This window comes from Mesorhizobium sp. M1365 (assembly GCF_040317865.1).
Taxonomy (GTDB): domain Bacteria; phylum Pseudomonadota; class Alphaproteobacteria; order Rhizobiales; family Rhizobiaceae; genus Mesorhizobium.
In genome coordinates this window covers 1-20,813 of record NZ_JAMYLG010000022.1, presented here as the reverse complement: position 1 = coordinate 20,813, position 20,813 = coordinate 1, and the positions used below count along the sequence as shown (strand labels likewise).

10 protein-coding genes and 2 pseudogenes are annotated in these 20,813 nt (G+C 59.3%); 5 read left to right on the top strand and 7 right to left on the bottom strand.

Annotation, left to right across the window (positions count from 1 at the left end; all coding sequences use genetic code 11):
- Positions 1-168: 168 nt before the first annotated feature.
- Positions 169-430, top strand: a pseudogene (locus NKH04_RS21545) (hypothetical protein).
- 3 nt (positions 431-433) lie between these two features.
- On the opposite strand, the gene NKH04_RS21540 reads toward NKH04_RS21545, so the two are convergent.
- Together NKH04_RS21540 and NKH04_RS21535 are read right to left on the bottom strand one after the other, a co-directional pair.
- Positions 434-655 carry a hypothetical protein gene (locus NKH04_RS21540; protein WP_353044920.1) on the bottom strand — a complete coding sequence of 74 codons (222 nt, stop codon included), beginning with the start codon at positions 653-655 and terminating at the stop codon, positions 434-436.
- A 246-nt stretch (positions 656-901) separates the two neighbouring features.
- Positions 902-1,773, bottom strand: a pseudogene (locus NKH04_RS21535) (ATP-dependent DNA ligase).
- A 146-nt stretch (positions 1,774-1,919) separates the two neighbouring features.
- Here NKH04_RS21535 and NKH04_RS21530 point away from each other — a divergent pair.
- Both NKH04_RS21530 and NKH04_RS21525 read left to right on the top strand, forming a co-directional pair.
- Positions 1,920-2,231: a hypothetical protein gene (locus NKH04_RS21530; RefSeq protein WP_353044919.1), complete on the top strand. Its 312-nt coding sequence runs from the start codon at positions 1,920-1,922 to the stop codon at positions 2,229-2,231.
- Between the two features lie 1,346 nt (positions 2,232-3,577).
- A complete protein-coding gene (locus NKH04_RS21525) occupies positions 3,578-4,306 on the top strand; it encodes an excalibur calcium-binding domain-containing protein (RefSeq protein WP_353044918.1) in 729 nt (242 codons plus the stop codon).
- Positions 4,307-4,375: 69 nt separating this feature from the next.
- On the opposite strand, the gene NKH04_RS21520 is transcribed toward NKH04_RS21525, so the two are convergent.
- The 5 genes from NKH04_RS21520 to NKH04_RS21500 all read right to left on the bottom strand — a co-directional run bounded on the left by NKH04_RS21520 (position 4,376) and on the right by NKH04_RS21500 (position 16,648).
- The gene (locus NKH04_RS21520; RefSeq protein ID WP_353044917.1) at positions 4,376-8,791 is read right to left on the bottom strand and encodes an NACHT domain-containing protein; all 4,416 of its coding nucleotides are present in this window, start codon (positions 8,789-8,791) and stop codon (positions 4,376-4,378) included.
- Positions 8,792-9,059: 268 nt separating this feature from the next.
- Positions 9,060-9,977 carry an HNH endonuclease family protein gene (locus NKH04_RS21515; RefSeq protein WP_353044916.1) on the bottom strand — a complete coding sequence of 306 codons (918 nt, stop codon included), beginning with the start codon at positions 9,975-9,977 and terminating at the stop codon, positions 9,060-9,062.
- Between the two features lie 20 nt (positions 9,978-9,997).
- Complete coding sequence (locus NKH04_RS21510) at positions 9,998-12,118, bottom strand: AAA family ATPase (RefSeq protein WP_353044915.1); 2,121 nt, start codon at positions 12,116-12,118, stop codon at positions 9,998-10,000.
- A gap of 64 nt (positions 12,119-12,182) precedes the next feature.
- Positions 12,183-14,429, bottom strand: a complete 2,247-nt coding sequence (locus tag NKH04_RS21505) for a hypothetical protein (RefSeq protein ID WP_353044914.1) — start codon at positions 14,427-14,429, stop codon at positions 12,183-12,185.
- 41 nt (positions 14,430-14,470) lie between these two features.
- Positions 14,471-16,648 (bottom strand): DNA/RNA non-specific endonuclease, encoded by a 2,178-nt coding sequence (locus NKH04_RS21500; protein WP_353044913.1) that lies wholly within the window; start codon positions 16,646-16,648, stop codon positions 14,471-14,473.
- A gap of 879 nt (positions 16,649-17,527) precedes the next feature.
- Between NKH04_RS21500 and NKH04_RS21495 the strand changes: the two genes are divergently transcribed.
- Both NKH04_RS21495 and NKH04_RS21490 read left to right on the top strand, forming a co-directional pair.
- Complete coding sequence (locus tag NKH04_RS21495; protein ID WP_353044912.1) at positions 17,528-19,543, top strand: AAA family ATPase; 2,016 nt, start codon at positions 17,528-17,530, stop codon at positions 19,541-19,543.
- Positions 19,540-20,640, top strand: coding sequence for a 5-methylcytosine restriction system specificity protein McrC (locus NKH04_RS21490; protein ID WP_353044911.1), 1,101 nt, complete (start codon positions 19,540-19,542; stop codon positions 20,638-20,640). Before NKH04_RS21495 ends, NKH04_RS21490 begins: the two co-directional genes overlap by 4 nt.
- The last annotated feature ends 173 nt before the right edge of the window (positions 20,641-20,813 follow it).

The following is a 20,813-nucleotide window of genomic DNA, read 5'->3' as shown; positions in this document are numbered from 1 at the left end:
AGGGATGACAGCGGTTCCGCGCGAGGGACGGCGAGTCGAAAACCATGATTGCGAGCATCCTGGCTGCGGCAAGTTGGGTGGGTTCGGCTTTGCACGGGCGCGGCAGCCGTCGCACTGGTTCTGTCTGGCGCATCGCGGTGATGGCGAACGGTTTCTATAGGAGTTGATATGTCCGACCACGTCCTGCCCGAGCAAAAGAAACCCAAATTAATCGTGGTCGTTGCGTTTGATCGTGGTCGACGGCGAGCTGTTCGCAGCCTATGGTCCGACAGATCAACAGAGCGAGGACCGCGCCATCCGGACAGCCAAAGGTCTGGCTTCTGGCCACGTTGGAGTTATTGCCTGGAGCCGCGAGGCAGACCCTGCCCTTGGCGACTACGGACCGCCAAGCTTGCTCTTTACCGCTGGCGACGTTCCCGACATGGAATAAGATTTAGTTTGCCAAGCTGCCGGCGCGGTTTTGCATCGCCTCAAGGATGACCTCGAACGCGCTGCCGACCTCGTCGCTGATTTCGTTGGCGCTGATGCCTTCCTTCTCAGCTGCCTTCATTGCTTGGTCGGCAAGGTCGGTGATGGCGCCAGGATCGTCGGTGATGGCATTCGGCAGATGCTGCGCCATCCATTTGTCGAGAAAGTTGATTCCGCGTGTGCTCATAAACGCTTAAGCGCGGCAACCATGTTATGTTCCAGCATCAGGCGCTTTGCTCACCGCCGCTTCATCAAGCTCGGCTTCCAACTGTTCATTAACCGGCTTCGTGGCGCCGCCGACAACGTTGCCGTCAAGCCCTGCAGCCACGCCTCAGCGTATTCTTCCCAATAGGCGGGCACTTGTCGTTCTTTGCCGTCCTTTCGAGCCTGCGCACCATACATCCAGGCGTAGGTCACCCGCTCCTGGTCCTTCTTAGCTACGGCCATCATCTTCCTCACGAAAGTCGTGGAGCGAAGCATGGCGCAAGTCTTCCTCGCCCCGCAAGTGCTTCACGCGCCCGACGATGCCCGGCTTCACCCATTGCGTCGCCGGCCGCTTCATGCCCTTGGGCGCTGGCCCGGCGTGCTCCTGGACCCGCTTCCAAAGCCGTTCGCGCATATCTCGGTTGAGGGTGATGAAAGCGGAGCCGACGTAGCGACCAGTGCCGCGTTCGGCCAGCAAAGCGAACGCCGGTTTGCCGGCCTCCCGCTCAACTCCCAACAGATCGAACTCGCCGATCGCATGGCACTTCGCCTTGAGCCAATTGGTTGACGTCCCGCTGCGATATTTGCTGTCCTTGCGTTTCGACACGACGCCTTCGAGCCCAGCTTGGTCGACAAGGTGGAAGATGCTCTGCGCGTCTCCCGGCAGCGCCTGGCTGAATTGAATGCGGATGTCGGCAGGGATCATGCTTTCAAGAATCTCCCGCCGCTCCTCCAGCGCCATGTCGCGCAGATCGTGGCCGTTCAGGTGCAGCAGGTCGAAGGCGACGAAATAGAGGTCGTGCTGCCGGCGGGTGATTGCCTTGCGCAAAGCCGCGAAGTCGGACAGTCCCTTGTCGTTGAGCACGATGATCTCACCGTCGATGATGGCGCTTTCGGTGCCAAGCTCAGCGCTGGCAGAGGCCAGGTCGCGATATTTCGACGTCCAGTCTAGCCCGCGGCGGCGAAGATGCGCGTGCCCTCTTCATCGACCACGATCTGCGATCGATAGCCGTCGAACTTGACCTCGTGAATCCAGTCGTCGCCCTCGGGAGGCTTCTCCACCAGGGTCGGCATCAACGGCTCGACGAACTTCAAACGCATGCACTGACCCACGCCCGGCGGATTCAATTAGCATGCGCTGAGATAGTTCCGGAACATTTTAATCGACTGGAAATTGTTCGATAGCGATGACGAGGCTATCAGACCCCGGCCCGCCCGTTCCGGGCAAGCGACACGGCGCCGAGCCGATGGAGCGGTTTGCCAAAAAACTCACTCTTCGCGCGAAGGAACAAGCGATCGCACAAGCGAACGAGCGGGAAACCCTGCGAAACCAAATCGCCGAAGCGTACAAAAGCCTGGCTGAGATGTCCGAACGACTAAAGGCTGCAGAACTTGCGGACGGGCGCCTGAAAATGTACCGGCCGCACTACGGAGGCAATTTCTCTTGCCCAATCTGTTGGGTGGAACGCGGCACTGTCAGGATGATCCGTCCCGAAGAGGAGCCGAACCATGCGTACCGCTGCAAAGCATGCGGTTTCGACGAACTGAATGATCAATGACAGAAAAAACACGTCAGCGAGCATTACCGCGGCTTCATCGAGATAAAAAGCCCGCTGCCGAACCTTGAGGGGTTAAACGGCAGCGGGACTCCGATCGTCCACGGAGGTCCGATCTGCAGTGGACGTGAAAGCCGTTCCATGCCACTGCATGAATCCAACCCCGCTGATCCTTCGGCGGTTCCGTCAGGCACAAGAAAATGCCCGCCGGCCGGAGCCAGCGGGCGTAAAATGTCATCAAAGGCTGACGAGGGGTTTGTATTCTCGTCGCAGGATAAATTAGCTGAAGCTCACATTGGGGCAACTAGTCCTTACGGCTTATCGGCCTGCTCAGCTAATTGGCCCACGCCCCTCGACATAGACGAGGGCCTATGGATTTGCCTCTCGGTCACGGCAGGAATTCTGAGATACCGCCCCCTGCCGTGACGCCTAGAACTGTCTAGAGGAGTGGCCCGCGCGTTCGGTCAAGGCGGCGCGGGCCGACCATGATTTGCCATCCTGGTCACCGTAACGCGCTGAGGGAGCACGTGGCGGGTATCGCACAACAGTCTCAGCGGCAGGACGTTCCGCACCACAAAGCAAAAAAGCCCGCCGGCGCGAGTCAGCTGGCAATTTGGTTTGGAGTGGACGAGACCACCCCAGCACCGATGAACCAGCGGCCAGATTGTTAGTTTGCAGCGAGCACCTTCGCAGCATCGGATGCAAACTCCCAGCAAAGCGGGAAACAAACCTCTGGACTCTTAAGTCGGATTCGCCCCAGTATTTGCCTGGGGGGAATTCAAATGAAAATCGGAGCACTCATCGCAAGTGCAGCGCTGTGCGTTAGCGGCTGCTCTACGAGCCCTGTCGTCTCCGACAGCGACCTCACGGGAATGAATACCGTAGCGCTATGTCATGTCCTCGCCAGCAGCACGGATGAACAGTACCGAAGCCGAGTAGCGGCGCTTCTGGTACGGCGGGGCGCAACGGCTGAGAAGTGCACCAGGCTTGTACAGGCCGACAATGCTGTAGCAACGGGTATAGCGGTCGCGGCTGTAGGTGGCGTAGCCGTCGGAGTAGCGGCTAACAACGGTGGTGGCGGGTACTATGTACCTCGGCCCCAGGCCTACGGCGTGGCGTGGGACCAATTCTACGGCCAGAACTACAGTGTGATTTGGCGATGCCGAGACCGGTCTACAGGGCGGTTCGTTGACGACGGCTACTGCGCTGGCATGCCAATGGTCGACACCGCATGGCCGGGCTGGTCGGCGTAGCAGATGGGCACGCCCAACCGGAAGAATCGATCCAATCGGTGGCGGAGGTCTCCCGGCGCCAAGCTGTGGCGGCCCCAACTTGCGAGCGTCCCTGCAATGCTCGGGCTGTTGGCGGTGGCGGCAGTGGCTGCCTTCCTGGCGCCGACGGGGGCGCACCGCAGCGACGATGCATCAGTGGTCAGCCCACCAAAGGCAGCGTTAGCGGAAGCAGCGTCGCTTACCGGTGTCGCCTCCGTCATCGACGGCGATACGATCGAGATCCACGGCCAGCGCATACGCTTCAACGGCATAGACGCGCCCGAGAGCCGACAGCTGTGTGAAAACGCGAGCGGCGCCGACTATCCCTGTGGCCGGCGTTCGGCCCAAGCGCTGGATGCCTTCATGGCCGCCTCGAGGCCGATCGACTGCACATTCGTGACTTGGGACCGCTATCACCGCTTTGTAGGCGATTGCAGGCGCGCCGACGGCACCGGCGTGGCCGGCTGGATGGTCGAACACGGCCAGGCGCTGGATTGGCCGCGCTACAGCCACGGCGCCTATGCAGGGCAGCAGGCGCAAGCCAAAGCCGCCAAGGTAGGTTTGTGGGCCGGAACGTTTCAGGCGCCTTGGGAGTGGCGTGCGGCGCATGCAGACAAGTCGCCAGCGATCAGCCAGCCTCTCGGGATCATCAACAACCAAGTGGCGCAAAGCTATTCCTGTCAGCCGCGGCGGACCTGCCGTCAAATCAGTTCGTGCGATGAGGCAAACTGGTATCTGGCCAACTGCCCCGGGGGCGGCAAGCTGGACCGCGACAAGGACGGTATCCCTTGCGAGAGCTTATGCTGAGCGTCGTTGGAACGAGTGCAATGCCAGCTATTTCTATGCGCCGGAAGTTGCGCGGCGGCTACCCGACACCTAAGCGTGTAAACCTTCAGCGACCGCTCTTGGCCCATCTGATCGAGGCGCGGTGGCATCCACCCCCACACACACCACCTCGATAGCGCCACTGCTGTTTTCAGTGGTGCCTATGGCCGTTCCGGCGAGTATCGAAACCAACCTCTCAAAACCGTGCCGTTCATTCGTTTGCGGGTCGATCCAAATGCGCGATGAGTGATTGGTGACGACTAGGATCCCATGACGACGTGTGGCCGGCTTGAGGTAGTCCTCGGCGAGTTGAACACGCAGGGCATGATCGAGCTGGCGCATCGTCCAGCCCATACCGCCATGCTTGACTTCGATGGCGACTTCGCATTGCGCGGACGCTGAAGCGATGACGATATCCGGCCGGTCGCTTAGGGCGACCTGCGCCTCTCGATAGGCATGAAACCGTCCCTTCGCCCGCAACATCAGTTGTTCGGTCAGCCAGTTGCGTGCTTCGTCTTCGTCCTTTGCCCGCTCCAGCAAAGGCCGCGAGCTGACATCCCCTTTTTTCAATTGGAAGCAGATCTCACCGAGAACCGACATTACGACGCGCATTAGGTCGGCACCCGTCTTAACGGGAGCTGTGTGCGCTCGCTCAAATTGCCGGACTTCAACAGTGTCCCAAGCAGGCGGCTCACAGTCCTTTTCCGCCTTTGCGTGTGCCAATTCACGAAATCGCTCGGTGCGATCCGCGAAAGCCGGATCCTCCTCAGGAAGACGTCGAACGCGCCAAAAGGCATCAGGTCCCGGGCGGTCCAGCAATTTCGACAGGATAGTGTTGCGGGCGCTCTCCGCACTATCGCGCAGGTCCGGCGAGAATGTCCCAACATGATGGACGTCATCCTTCGGCTGGATATGCAGATAGGAAAACCTCAACAGCCAGCCGAGCGTGGAAACGTCGGCGCGATCGAGTGCCCAAACGGCTAGTCCTCGATGGTGACCGTCAAACAAGGCTGCGAGAACGCGCGCGACGCGTGTTTCGCCTGAGCCAGGTTGATCCGACCCAATCCAAGCGCTGAGGCGGCCAGCGGCGCAGTCCGGATCGATGGCAAACAAGAGACCAAGATTGGCCGTAGCGAGATCATCATTCGCAACGGAGACGCTCAGAACGAACCTTGCCTTAGCCGACTTTACCAAGCCGAGACGCGATCGGTCATCTAGGGTGAACTTGCGAACTATGGCTATCGCCCTCTCGACAGTGTCGATGCGGCCAGCCTCGCGTTGCGAGATGATTGTGAGCAACAACGATTGGAGTGGCTGGGAGATTAGCGTCTCAGCCGAACCAAGGTGATGGAAAAAGTCGGTATTGCCTTGCTCGGTCGAGCGCCATTCACGGGCGAGCTGACGCGCCATGACAGGCAGCACAATCTTCGGATGGGCGAAAATCAACTTGTCGAGCCACTCCGGATATCCCTGTTCAGCAAAGCACGCATGCCGGGCAAGGCGCTTGACGTCCTCATAGCTAGCCGCCAATGGCCAATCGGGCTGCTCTCGCGCGGCAACGCCAATGCCTGCGAAAGCAAGAATCTGCGTCCATTTGTGCGTAACGGCGCCTCCCGGTTTCCGTCGGGGACGTTTCGGATCGACGATGCGCGAGAGCTCCATCATCCCATCGCGATACGCTTCCGCGACCTCACGGCCAAACCCTTCTACCAAAAGGCGCCACTCACGCGGCGCATTGTGGCCGGCAAGTCCGGTCTTTCGTTGCAGCCAATGGGTCAAGCGCTTGAGCCGGTGTATGCCAGCCTGCCAAGATACCAAATTCTTCGGCTCGGAGAGCTCGCCCGGATCGGCTCGCAAGGCAGCCGCAAATTCCACCCAAGAAGCCTTTGCATCTTCCTGTTGTTGGTTTCGCTTCTGTTTGTACGCTTCATGCTCCTCGCGGTATTTTCGTTCTTCGTCCCGTTCCACCGGTGGCGTATTGTAGGCGGATAGGTCCTCTGCAAGCTCAGATGCCGTCGCTGCTATCGCTCGCAGACGCACCTGTTCTGCCGTTGCCGGTCCGGCATCCTTGAGCAGCGAGACGATGAGGCTCAACGCAACGCGTCGGTCATCGATGTCGGGTAATGTCAGGGCGTCATCGAACAGCCAATCGAGTGCCCGTTCCGATGCACCCCACAATTGATTGCCCGATCCAAAATAGATGTGCCAGTAGCGGTTAACCGGACGCTCGGCAGGCAACGAGCGGGTGTCGGCTACATCTGCCCACAAGAGAGCACGATTCAGCCTCGCGTTCGCTTGCACTAGCTCCCGGAGCGGCGGCTCGTCTTTTTCGAAGGAATAACTCCGCTCGGCCCGCTCGATCGCCATAAGCAGCCGGACAAGAGCCTGGCTGGGTGTATGATCGCCGAGTGCTTTGATTTCGGCAGCGGCGATCGGCCGAAGGTGGTCAGCAAGGTAGCCGTACTTGGCGGATACACGATGATAGGAATCGACAAGCGGCGCCGCCAGGCAGAGGTCACCGATCCCCTCCACAATTTTCGCTCGGTCCTGCGGAGTTGCCGCCAAGTTGTAGAGTCCAGAGATTACATAGGCGAACCCTTCGGTCGAACTTGGGCGCGGTGGTCTTGATCCCTTGACGAGCCGCAGCAAATCCATCGTGGAGAGAAATTCTGGATAAAGTGCCTGCGCGATGCCGGCGGCGATATAGGCACTGAGCCCGCTAGGATTGGCCAGCGAGTCATGCGCTGCCTCCCGGCATCCGTCGCGATCGCCGCAGGCCTTCATCGCCTCGATGGCGACGATGCGATGATAACTTCTCGACCCCTCACTGCTCGCTACTTCGCGCAGCAGCATCTCGCACCCCGGGATCGCCCCCTCGCCTATCAAGCGCAGCAGAATAAAGCGAAAGTCGTCATGGCTGTTTACCTCCCAAGCCTTGATGATGTCTGCAGCCAGACGCGCATCGGCGAACATGGCGAAGTTGCGGGAATCCAAACTGGTGTCGGGAATCTCCCCTTCGGTGTGCAGCTTCGCAAGAGTCCCCAGGATCTTACGACGGGAGCCGATATCGAGTGAGCGCGGGTCGCCATGTTGCATTAGAACAATCGGCTCGCGGCGAATGATCTCATCGAGGAAGTCGGCATGCCACAATGCTAACCAAGCGGCGGCCGGCCGCAGCGATGGCACAACTGTCGCAACGCCATAACGCGTGGCAAAAATCACATCCCAAATCTCAGCGCGAGGACACCCTTCCTGCAGTAGACGGTCTAGCCATCGCGCGGTGAGATACTCCTGTGTTCCCCTGTGGTGAAAACGTACCCGTCCGAAAGTTGAAGGCGCAAAAATCCCCCGCCGTAGGAGCGCATTACGCTCCGCATCGCTCCACTCGTCGAGCATTCGCGCGGGTTCTATGGCGCCGGTTGTCAGGCTTGGGTCGGTTTCCCCGCCCGGTGCGCGCAAGGTGAAGGTTTTGCCAAGGGCCAGCGCCGCAGCCAAACTCTCGGTCCCCTGCCGTGCCTTGGCCGGCGCCAGTGCATCGTTATCGGGGCGGTGCGGATCGCGCTCTGCCAGCTTCCTTTCGATACCATAGTCAACCATCGCAGCCAGGCTGCCAAACGCTTTGTGTTCATTCCAATAAGAGGCGAGATCGAGAACGTCGCCGGGGCGCTGACGGAAAGCTTCGAGCCCAGCTCTTACAATTCCGGTAGCAAACTTCCCAGAATCTGCAACGCCGGCCGCAGACGCGAGCACCGCCGATTGTTTTGCATCAAGGGGCACGATCTGCACTACAAGCAGCTCATGCGGCGCAGTTTCCCGCTTCTGCCATTGCTCAGTCGTTTTGCGCTCATCGAAAAGCGGTTCGAGCAGCTTGGCTTCGTCGTCCTTATCGACCGCAGCCTCTGCCTTCCGGTGCGCCGGCAGCCACTCCCGGATTGCGCGGCGGTCGTCATTGTTCCGCCAATCGGTCACCCTGCATGAGATGAAGATATTGGCGCGCTCAAGGGCGGGACCGCTTTCCCGTGCGAACCGCTTGAGAGCACTTTCGAAACTCTTCCGATTGAGCCGCGCCTCGTCAATTGAATCAAGAAAGAACCAGCCCTCCATAGAGCCGGTCCGCCATGCCTCATATGCTTGAGCCTCGCCTGAGCCAAGGGCAGCTTCAAAACCTTGATCAGCGAGCTCCTCGATACGCAGATAAAATGATGGCTTGCGCAGGAGAGATAGCTGGCGCGTTTGGTGTCGAAACTCCTCCGATTTGCCGCTGGCAGCTTCAGCGAGGACAACGACACGGCGCCGTTGCAGCAGACCCGACCAATCCAGCCAGCCGGATAGCCGCGCGCCCCAATGCGCCCCATATTCAGGGTTGAGTTCCTGATCTTTGCTGATCGGAGCAAACCAACGATTAAGTTCGACAAAATCTATGGACATCTGGTCGTCACCAACAGTTCGGTGGGCTAATTTAGCCAAATCACCGGCTCCCTCATGCAGCTTCTATGGTAGCTACCGATTGAAATCATTTGCGCGCAATTCACCGAGCCGCCTACGGAACGTAACCCAGTTCGTCTTGACGGGAGATTGACCGTGACCTCGGGAGGTTCGAACAACTATGTGGGTCATAACCCGCAAAGCTTCATGTTAGAAACAGCTGGCCAGGCAGGCATAAGGCCCTTGCACAAGCGGACATCGCGCAACACCAACTGAAAATGATGAAATGACTGGGCTAATGCGGCGGCGGTCATACCCAGCGACCCCTCGCTCGTCGACGTGAATCGCCTCGCCCATAGGGCGCCGACCCGTTCGAGCGGAAGTCTTCGAGCCACTTTCGGAAGTATGCGCGACACGAGGCGGCATACGGGTTCATCCAATGGAGGTAGTCCCGGACGATTTGGTTCAGCGCCTGTCTTCCATTCTCCTTGAGCCTGTCCTTTTTTGCTTGGTGACCCTCGTCATCCGCTAGGCTGTAGAGTAATTCGACGTTGTCGATCGCGCTTTTCATCCGCTCGATCGTCCGCTTTCTCGAATATGCAAGCCGTGGCCTGTTCAGTCCGTAGATTTCGATCGAAGCACGGCCCCTTGGGTCCTCCGTCCCGTGCGCACCGATGGTCGGCTCGACGACGCTCTCGCTGCGCCCCGCCGGCGACTGCTTGTAGACGTGGTTCAGATGCGCGGAGGGATCTTCGGCGGCGGGATCGATTAGTAGGGGTTCCTCAGTGGCGACAGCGGCCGGTGTGGTCGCCGGCATCGCACCTCCCTTCAACGGGAACAGGCTTTCCTTGCCATACTTATAGCGCGAACCGTCCAATTGGTGCCATCGCCCTCGGTTGCAGTCGATACAAGATGGCAGGAGATTCGCCCATGTCGACGCGAGCCACCAATAGCCTGGAAATAGCAGGTTACCAGCCGGTCCGACTACACGTCCCTTCGGGCGAAAATGCTCTACATCGACAGGCATCCCTGGGCCGAAGTCTGTTTCACAGTATGCGCACTTGTAATTGAACAGCTCGTTGAGACGGTGCTTCACCTCGTCGTCGCCATATACGTTGAACGTCATGCTGGCGGTCGGCAAAGGTAAGGCGTTGTAGTATTCGTCTGCCGCTTGCCGTTCTCCGGCCGCCGGCGAGCCGACGTCTGCGAGGACGTCCGGCGCGTTCACAAGGTGACGCGGTCGCCTGATCATGTCTCGCGCTCTGCATCCTGCTCGATTGCATCCCTCTCGGCGAGCTCGAAGAGGTTTACGAGTTCGTCGATGGTCTGGACGCTCATCTTTTCGACCCGCGAGCCCTCATGGCGGGCGAGATAGGTGTCGATGATCCTGTACATGAGCCTCTCGCGCGGGTTGTCGCCGAGCGGGACTTCCGACGGAAGTGCAGCCTCAGCAGCGACGAGCGCCTGGTCTTCAGCTTCCGAACGGACCGGTCGCGCAAGGAGGGAATAGTACCGGGCCAGCCGGTCGGCCGTGGCAATGTCGAACGTCGTGGTCAGGCCGAACAGGTCGGACGTCAGGATCTGGTCGACGCTCATCCCGTCCAATCCGAGGACAGCAGGTCGCTCGATAGTGGTTCCGTTCTCGCCGCGGTCGAGGATGACGACCTCGCCTTCGATCAACCCGCGCAGCGGAAGCGGGTCGTGGGTTGTCATCAGAAATTGTGCAAGTGGGAATGTCTCACGCAAGGCTTCCACCACTGCCAGCCGCCACGACGGGTGGAGGTGGGCATCGATCTCGTCGATCAGGATGAACGCCTGCGCGGAGGTCATCCCGTTCCACACCTCATACATGACATCCATAATATCGGTCGTGATCGCAACGATGCTCTTGAACCCGGAACTAAGCTCATCGAGCGGCTGGGCTCGTCCATTCTCGTCCACGATTAGCCGGTTGCCCGCGCCCAAGCTTGCCTTCGCCCTGCCTCGGAGCACAGCGTTGAGGGCGCGAGTCGCGTCGTTTAATCGCTCCACGTCGGGTTCGCCGTTAGGTCGTCTGAGGTGCTGGCGAAGTCCAAAGGCGCCGTTCACGAGCGCACGCTCCGAGAAGAGGCTCTGGATGCGGAACTCGTACTCGCTGCCGCGATGGGTCAGCTCGCGCCGCGCCGCCATGCGGTATGCACCGTATCCAAGCACCATCACGGGCACCTGCGCGTGGCCGCCGAAGGCCGGCGACGAGGAGTTGAACGAAACGCGGTTTGTACGCTCTGTTCCCCAGAACTCGACGACGATCTCGCCCTCCTCCTCCCCTTCGGTGAGGCACCAGTTCGGCGTGACATTGGCATCCAACGCATGTTCCGGACCGAGACAACCGAGTGCGGCGGCCTGCAGCAGGGACGTCTTTCCCACGCCGTTGTCGCCGAGCACTACCACCGACCCGGCCGCTTTGACCTGCTCTTTGCCGCGCGGAGGAAACTCTAGGACGGCATGGACAAGGCCTCGAAAATGCCTGACCGATACACGGCGCACGTAGCGGCGCCGTCGGCGTCCTTCATCAGGCCGCCATCCGTCGTCGACCAAGTCTGGATCTTCAGGGCTGAAGGCGTTGGTGATTAGGTTGCCGAGAGTCCGCCTGTTCGTCGGCCGCCGCCGCATCCTCTCGCGTGCCAAGTAGGGCGGAAACCTTTCTAGGAGAGCGAGCCAGGCAGCACCGGAGTACGGGGCACGAGGCAGGAGCGTGTCGATCCGCGCCGATATTGGTTGGCGTGGCGATAGAAAGACCCGTAGCACCCCGCTACGCGCCTCGACAAGCGTGGGCCGGTTTAGGTCGAGGATGTCGATCGTCATCTCCGCGCGCGACGTCTTGCCGATTAGGTTGCCCCGGCGATCGATGGAGAAGTGGTCTGCAGGCAGATCGGCACACGGGTCGATCAAGGTCTCGCGTTCGATGCTGCGGAGTTGTGCGACGGAGCTTCGGATGGGTCCGCGGGGGTCCGCGGGGAAGCGGTTGCGCTTCTCCCGCAAACAGTCCGGACATGCAAGATAGAGGTTCGCCCAGTCGAGCGCGAGCCAACAGTAGTGCTGGTAGTGCACCTCCCCATCGCCACCTTCCGCACCCTGCTGTGGTCGGAAATGGTCGATCTCGCCCCCCGTGGTCACTGGCGTCTCGCAGTATGCGCAGGCTCCTTCAAACAGGCGATCAAGCGATCGACGAAGTTCTCGGTCTTCCAGCACCTCGAACGGCAGCTTGGGCGGTCGCTCGCCTCGATTCCCCTGACCGAGGTATCGATCTACCCGGACACGATAGTCCTGCGCCATAGTCGATCGCAGGGCGGCAGGACCCGCGACACGGCGTCTCTCGATGTAGCGCAATCACCCCTCCCTTTTCTGTCCGACCAATATCGCCCGCTAAAGTCTCTGTCTGATGCGACCGCGGTCATGGACTGGAGCATGGCCGTCCCATCGGGGCGGCGGTTCCTGACAGCCGAAAACTGATTGAGCATGCGACACAGCTGTTGGTTAGAGCAGCATCACTGATATGGCGAATTAACTCTTCGTCGGATGGCGGAGTGCCGGCACGCAACTCGGGCAACTCGATGACAGCCGCATGCGTGCAGGAAGCAGCATCGCCAACCTGAGCCGATATCATCCGCTGCGTCGCATTGGCTAGCTGCCATGTGAGCGGCAGGGACAATGCGGCATTCAGTTTGACGAGGGGAGACGGCGAGGAAAAATCGCCTGTGGTTCCCGCCGTCGATCCGTGCTGAGGGTTGAGAAGCGTCCTTATGCGATGGGTGGCCATGTCGGCCCTCGTGATCCTCGAGGCAAGGAGCGTGCGCACTGGCGAAAGCACATCGCCAAATCCCTCGACTGCTCCCGGCCGCAGAACGCCTTCCGACGTGAGCGTGATCAAATGGACTTCGAAAAGAGGCACCTGCCCAATCGTGAGCTTTCCGCCCAGCTGCTGAACCTGACGAAGTTCCATGATAAGGTCAAACGCCGTTTCATCGCCGGAGTTGTCAAGATAACCACCGTCGACCAGCCGGAACTCGGTTCTGCTGGTGGTGAAGCGGCCCGCCGGCATGACCCACGGAAAACGGGCGCTCAGTCCCAGTGCGGTGCTGAACTTAATGTCCTCGCCTGCACCCAACGCCTCCCATCCGTCATCGACGAGCTCGCCGTTAAAATAGCGCGTGTAGCGCGCTCTCTGATGGAGTGTGCCTGCCTCCAGCGGGCCGTCGATTGACATAAACGGCGCCACCACCACTCGCATACCGTTTTCGACCTGAGTCGTGTTCGCCAAGATTGCCGGCGCAGCACCATCTGGCCTCCAGAAACCCAAATAGGGCGCAGATAGCGGATTCTGGATGGCCGGCAGTACATCGCTCCATGCGCGCTCGAGTCCGGTGTCGAAGACGTCAGCCCTATCGTGGCGCGAAATCAACGCTGGAACTAACGTCCCCGGCAGATCGCTGAAGAGCATCGACGCCATCACTGGTGCGAGGAAATCGCGATCGAGAATCTGGCGCGTGGTTCGCTCGAACATGCCCGGGGCCAGCGTGCCAACGGCGCATTCGGCCCAGGGCCTATTGGCGGCAAACGACTTCGCCAGCGCCGCAAAGACTCCCGCGCCGATTGAACCGCCGGAAACCGAACTTATCGCGAAGATGTGCTGGGAGAAGCTTGGGCAGCGGTCCTGAACGCGAGCAAGGAATGTGGCGGCAAAGTCTGCGGCGTAGTGACCACCGCCTGCCGCGGAGATAATGAATACGGGATATGGACGTCCTGAACTCAGGAAATGATCGCGGTCACCGCGAGCCGAAAGCCAAGCATAGAGCGCTGCGGCAGTCGGTTGAACACCGGCGACACCCTCGGGACGTCGCACCTTCGGCGGAATATGGTTGTCGCTGACGTTCAACCAAGACAGGCAGACAGTGACGATCAGCAGGATGGAGAAAGCGGGAATGTTCCAACGGTCGCGTAACCGAAACAGGACGCTCAGGAGCCCTCCTGTAACCAGGAAAAAGAAAAGCACTATGGCAGCACTGCCCAGCAATACGGGGAGCTGGTGTGGGGCAAGGGCAAATGCAATCCAGCCTAGGGCGCCTAGGGCGCATATCGGACCAACGATCCGAACAAGGGGGGGACGGAACGATCGCCCGATCCGGAGGAAAAAGGCTCCGACGAGCACGCCCACAAATGCTACAACGAGCGCGGCTAACCTGAGGGTCGAGGGAAGGTCGGACATTGATTCGAAGAGCGCGGCAAAGGCTTCGTCGAGTGCACCGGCGGGCTGTCCCCCGGCTATGATCCTTGTCCTCGCACCGGCTAAGAATAGCCCGGACGAGGCGCCGAGAATTGGCAACAAAGCAATCACAGCCACCAACACTGCTCTAAAGCGACTTCCAGATTGCGTCAGTGCCAAAGCGAGTAGCGACAGCCCAGCCGCAAGACCCAGCAGCGCCATAGCTGCGAAAATCAACGGTCCAACCTGGCTTCGCGTGTCCAAAGCTAGGACCCGGTAAATTTCATGAACCTGCTCAGGAAAAGTCAGCGCCGCGGCAGAAACGGCGGCAACCACCACCGGTGCTCTGGCTTCGCGAACAAGCCTCAGGCGGCTAGTGAGGCCGTTTTTCCATTGTATAAACTTCGCTCTAAGTTGAGCACCAATTCTGTAACTCAACTCTCTCCGTCCACTCATCCGCCTGTTGTTCACACAGGGACCTACATTGTGTCTGCGTTGGCAATTGCCTCGTCGTACTGGTCGATGGCGATCAGTTCGGACAGGTCGATCCAACCACGCATCTCGTCCTGGATGGCGCTGATGCGCTCAAGCTCGCCCCTCCAGTTGGGCGTGATCTTGAACTCATCCTCCGTGAACGGGACGATATCCTGCTTGAGGACGAAGCCGTAGGCACCGGCGGCGCTGCCTTGCTTGTTGACCACGATCTTCCAGTAGGCGCGCGGTATCTGGACGCGGATCGCGCCGTCATCGTCGCGTCCGTTGAACCAACGATCCTTGGCGCCGAATATCGGACCCGCATAGATTACGACTTTCTCCTTGTCGAGACCGGTCTGCTTCTCGACCAACACCTCGAGATCGCCCCAGTTATCCTGGCCCTTGGGCGCCTGATTGAAGGCGCCGATCTGCGGTGAGCAATTGGTGACGTGAAAAGTGTCGCCGTTGCCCATCTGGATGTCGTCGAAAGTGTCGCCCCAGCACACATCGTCGCGCCGCACGATATGGCCCTTGTCGAATGCGCCTGCCTCCGACCCGGGCTTGTAGTAGTCCTTGGTGAAGAAAATGTCGGGGAGCTGGTGTCTGGCAGCAATCCGCGGATCAGTTACCCATTGCTCGTAGATCCTCTTGTCCGGAGGGAAACCGCAGAGCGTGTCTCGGTCAGTAGACTTGCCGTCGACAGTTTTCGGCCGGTCGCGCCAGTCGACGTTGGACGCGGTAAAGAGCGCTATACGCCGCTCGGCGTGCATCCAGACTGAGAACTTGTTGTACTTCAGCTCGGTCCCACCACCATCGAGAAGCGGTGCCGCGATTGCTTCGCCCTGAGGCGTCAACTTGGGCATGGGGGCGCTCTTGCCCAGAAACTTGCGCTTGAAGCCCTGCCGGCTCGGCAGGTCGTCGAAGATCACCGGAATTTGGAATGTCGCCGCCTCGGTAGAGTCGACGGGCGGCTCGGCCTTGACGGTCGATCTTTCTGGCGCCGTCGCGACAGGCGCAACGTCACTTGGCGCGCCGACCAGACTCACCCTGAGGGCCAGTGGCAGGATAAGCCCGCCCAAACCATCGCTCGCCGATCCGGCTGCGGAGACTGCACGCTTTTGCGTCACCTCCTCGACCAATTTGCCTTCCCTCCCATCCGAAATCGGCGCACTGCTGTTGCCCTTTCTAGCGATCGCAGCGCTAAGCACGTCGCCGCTCGCCATTGCCGCCTCGACGACCGGTCGCCAGCTCCCCGGTTGCGCCGCTGCCATCTCGGGCAGAATTGCACAGATGCGGCTGATGCGAATGCCGACGTTGAACTCCCAGACCACATCTGATTCATCGCGATCGTCGACGCTCGCGACATATTCACCGCTCTTGAGCAGGAATTGGCCTGCCTCGTTGCGCTTGATCCGGCCGCCAGAGTGAAGCGCCGCGATCTGAAAGCTGTCGTTGAACACTGGCGCACCTGACGAGCCATGAGCGGTATCGGCGGTGTAGCGGATGACGAACTCCTCCTGGGACGCCGTGACGACCTTGTTCTCGCGGAGCGCTATTTGCATATAGTCGCCGTCGGGGTGCTGCACGATGGTGACGAACTTACCCTCATACGTCTTGCCAGTGCCAGGGCTGAGCTTGAGGTAACCGCGCTCGCTCAGCGCAGCCCCGTTGGTCGCCGTGGGAGAGAGAGCCACCACCGCAAAGTCGAGCTCCTTGTCGTTGACGAAGAAACGGTCGGCTTCCATCGCAAAGGTCACGGTCGGATTGTCCCCGCCGGCTATGTCGTGCCAGTAGCCAAACTGTGCAAGGCCGCCAATCGCCGCTTCTGCGTTTGGAAGCACATGGTGATTGGTCATCAATAGGCCAGGCGCGACAAGGAATCCGGTTGCTTGCTCTCGGCCCCGCTCAGTGTCGATCTGCAACCGGGCAATACAGTTCATGATCAGATTGCAGCGAGGAATGAAGTTGGCATCGACAAGATCGAAATCCTCGATCATCGCCTCCATCTCGATCCGCGTGGGACGCTGTCCTTCGGACGATAGATTGCGGATGGCGACGATGGCCGGATCCGCTGCGGCCAGCCGCGCTCGCGCCGACTTGCCCACGGCAGCGACCGATTGTCGGCTGGAGATGGCCGGCGCACCGCTTTCCCAGCGCGCCTCGTTGACTTCGCGGATTTTCACAATACCCCCCGTCCAGAAAAATACTTGCGCCGCCAAGTATTCAATGTCGCAGCTGTTGCTGTAACAAACAAGCGGCAGATTCTTCAAGAGGTTGTCGGCTCACCTGACATTGTAGGCTGCCCATGACCGCCAGAAGACGGACGGCTATTGCCGAGATACCGCCACCAACTGTTTGTGGAACTCATCAGCTTTGCCCAATCGGCCCTCTGTCGCAGTGAATATCGAGTCAGCCGATTAACAGTCTGGTTTATGCCATCACTTCGTCGAGGCCGGATCATCCCTGCAGCATCGAGTGCAATATTGCCTGCATTTGCCCTTCCAAGTCGAGCTCGCCCCGTGCCTCAACAGTCAACAGGTACTCAGCCTTGGCCCGGCGATCGCCTCAGCTAGTCGCAGGATAGGAACAGACGGCCAGCAATGCTTGCTGTTCAATTCGGTCTGCCCGTTGGCGGTCGTGCCACCTGCTGCTCACTTGATGAACAACCGTATGGAGCGCGTTGTAGGTGACCTCGTGGGTTGCGATCAGCGCCTGCAATTCGCGTGAGATGCCCTCCCCTTCAGCAAACGTCGGTTCAACGACATATGCAACGGCGGTGAGCGCAAGAAGCGTACGGCGGTTGACTGCGGGGATGCCTTACATCCTTGCTGTCTGATCACGCCGGTACACCATAGCACCGGCGCACCGGTTCGGTGAGGTGCTCTTGGGCGCGGGCGCATTGTCTGCTGACAATAAACGGATCCGCTCTGCAGCTGCTCCTCGCGCCTGTGGCTGGCTGGTTGAGCCTCGTGAAATGCAATCGCCGGACATTACAACCTTATGCGTGTTTGACTGCGTAATATGGGACAGTCTAACTCTAGATAACTGGAGCGTGGAGAGACATGAACGAGAGCGGCTTTCGAGAATGGCTTAGAACGAATTACAAGCCGAACACGGTCAATACGAAGCTATCCGAATGCCGGAACCTCTCGGCTGCCTACGGCGATTTGGATGAACACTACGATGCCGATCGACTGGACGGCATCATGCAAGCTCTTGCTTACACTGCTCAGGATCGAGCAGCGGACCGGCCCAACCCCTCCAAATTGAGCATACCTTCGGATCTCTATCGCGACCTCAGCAACTACCGCACCGCCATCAACTACTACCGAAACTTTCGGGAGGGTGCCTCGCGACGGAGTGGCAGTCGACGTCTTGACACCGATGCCGTCAACAAAGCGATGGATGAATACGATGCGCTGGGTTTCGACGCGTTCATGGAGGCCTACAATTTTGGTTCGGTTATCAGCTACTGGGTTTTACGAGACGGTAAGCGCTACCCATCAAAGGCCATTTTCGGTGTCGCCCATCAATTCATGCCCAATGGCGCGCCCCTTGACAACGAAGGGTGTAGTGGCACCGACGCACGTAAACATCTCGAGAGATTGGGATTCGAGATCCAAACTGACGACGGTCAGAGTACGTCGCCCGATCGCGCTCGCCGCTATTGGATCGAAAAGACTCTGGTCACTGGCCGGTTAGATCGTGAGCAGGGCGAGCACAGCCTCGGACGCGCCTTGTGGTCGCCCCAGCGATCGAAGAGCGGCGGCGACATATATTCCAACATGCGTGCCGTGCAGCCCGGAGACGTTGTATTCCACCTTACCGACAATGAAGCCATAACTGGGATCTCGATCGCATTGGACGGTGTCGACGACAGTTTTCAAGGTCTGGCTGGCACGGATTGGGAAGGTGCTGCGTACAGGGTTGCTTTGCGCGACTATGAGGCGCTTGTTCCCAAGCTCGAGCGGTCAGCATTTCTTGCAACCGAACCTTTTTCGACCGAACTGTCGGAGCTCGCAAAAAGCGGAGCCAAGGGACTCTTTTATAATGCGCACCGCGGGCTCAATCAAGGCGCTTACCTAACCGAAGCTACCCCGACACTTCTTTCGATCCTTAACCGTGCGTATCAGGCCTTCGCAGGGCAGTCTCTTCCTCGTGTCGACGAGGATGTAGTCGTATCTTCGGCACCCGCTGCCACGGGGAATTCCTACACACTCGACGATGCGCTTGAAGAGCTCTTCTTAGATCGCGCCGAAGCCGAACAGATTATGCTGCTCTGGCAGGCGAAGCGGAACATTATCCTGCAAGGTCCGCCAGGTGTAGGTAAGTCCTTCGCGGCACAGCGACTGGCCTTTGCTCTCATGGGCGCCACGGATCGCGATCGACTGGGGTTTGTTCAGTTCCATCAGTCATACTCGTACGAAGATTTTGTAGAGGGCTATCGCCCCACCGCAGACGGCTTCGAGCTTCGACCGGGTAAGTTTGTCGAGTTTTGTCGCCGAGCCGAAGCCGATCCCAAAAACAGTTATGCCTTCGTGATCGATGAGATCAACCGAGGTAACCTGAGCAAGATACTAGGCGAGCTTATGCTTCTCATCGAAGCTGACAAGCGGTCGCCTGATTGGGCAATGGCACTGGCTTCGGGTAAGGTGCCATTTCACGTTCCAGGTAATGTCTATCTTCTCGGTTTGATGAACACTGCCGATCGATCTCTTGCGGTTGTAGACTACGCCCTGCGCCGCCGCTTCGCGTTTGTCGACCTTGTGCCGAAGTTAAGTTCGCCGAAGTTTCGTTCGCAGCTGGATCAAGCTGGCGTGTCGCATGCCGTCATCAACGCGCTGATCATGCGCGTTGGGGCACTCAACGACGAAATCGCATTAGACACCGCCAACCTCGGACGCGGATTTGAGATCGGGCACAGTTTCTTCTGCTCCAATCCGTTGAAGCTCGAAGATGGCTGGATTTGGTATGAGCGCGTTATCCGAACTGAGATCCTACACCTTCTTCGGGAATATTGGTTTGACGCCCCGGGCAAGGTTGCACATTGGGAAAGCGAGCTGCTTACGCCGCTATGACATTGCCAGCTCCATCAATCCCTATCGAGAACATCTACTATCTGTTCTGCTACGCCTGGGATCGATTCGAAGAGGCGAAAGCAATCTCGGTTGAAGGCATCTCCAGTCCCGATTTGCCGAACTTGCTAGCAAAGGTTTTGTTGGTAGGCACGCGCAATCTTCTGAGGCGCGGCCTCGATCGCGGTTACGAGCCGCATGAGGAAGACATTGCTACTCTACGTGGTCAGATAGATCTTGGCGGAACGGTGCGGCTGTGGTCGCGTCGGGCGCGACGGCTCCATTGTCTATTTGATGAGCTCAGCCACGACGTTCTGCACAACCAGATTCTTAAGGCTTCCCTTCGCCGGCTTGCCAAAGCACCGACTTTAGATCGCAATCTGGCGCGTGACCTACAGCAGGTTTCTCGTTACTTTGTAGATGTGACCGACATAAGGCTCGATCGCGGAGTTTTTTCGCGTGTACAGCTCCATCGGAACATTTCGGGATACGGCCTCGTTTTGCGTGTAGCCGAGCTCGCTTTCGACTTGTTGCTGCCAGCTGTAGGTCGTTCCGGCTACCAATTCCATGACGTCCTGCGCGATGAGCGAAAGATGGCCGCGGTGTTCGAAGCCTTCGTCCGCAACTTCTACCGCAACGAGCAACGGACGTATTCCGTTGAGCCTCTGCATATAAGATGGGATGCGGAGCTGATATCCGATGACGGCGCCGGCCAACTTCCAAACATGCGAGTAGACGTGTTTCTGCGCTCGCCTCATAGGCAATTGATCATCGACACCAAGTACTATTCCGACGCTCTTCAGACTTACCGAGGAGCTTCGACCTTCCACTCAAGCCACCTCTACCAATTATTTGCGTATCTTCGCAATGCGCAAGGTGTTGGCGAACATACTAGGTGTGATGGACTGCTTCTCTACCCCGAGGCTAGGAGCCGCCCTGACGCGGTATACCGGGTACATGGCCACGTTGTAAAAATCGCGACCGTGAACCTGGCCCAACCGTGGCAATTCATCGCCCGCCGGCTGCATGAACTTGTCCGGGAACCACCAATCGGCGGCTATGAGGGCGCGGAACCTGATCTAGGGGCCAGGCGCGTCTGATAGGGGCCCCACAAGCCAACCCCACCCCTGCCGACGACAAGCCCGGGCGAGGCTGGTGCGTTCTTACCCGCCCAGGTGTGGCCTTAAGGTACGCATCCGGTGAAGACCGCAGACGTGCGCATCCGGCAGCCAGGAGAACCTGAGCACCGGAGTGCTGGGGTCAAGCTTTCTTT

Bases quoted from the DNA above. Each gene is read 5' to 3' on its own strand.
- NKH04_RS21540 (WP_353044920.1), bottom strand. From the start codon at position 655: ATGAGCACACGCGGAATCAACTTTCTCGACAAATGGATGGCGCAGCAT.
- NKH04_RS21530 (WP_353044919.1), top strand. From the start codon at position 1,920: ATGGAGCGGTTTGCCAAAAAACTCACTCTTCGCGCGAAGGAACAAGCG.
- NKH04_RS21525 (WP_353044918.1), top strand. From the start codon at position 3,578: ATGCTCGGGCTGTTGGCGGTGGCGGCAGTGGCTGCCTTCCTGGCGCCG.
- NKH04_RS21495 (WP_353044912.1), top strand. From the start codon at position 17,528: ATGAACGAGAGCGGCTTTCGAGAATGGCTTAGAACGAATTACAAGCCG.
- NKH04_RS21490 (WP_353044911.1), top strand. From the start codon at position 19,540: ATGACATTGCCAGCTCCATCAATCCCTATCGAGAACATCTACTATCTG.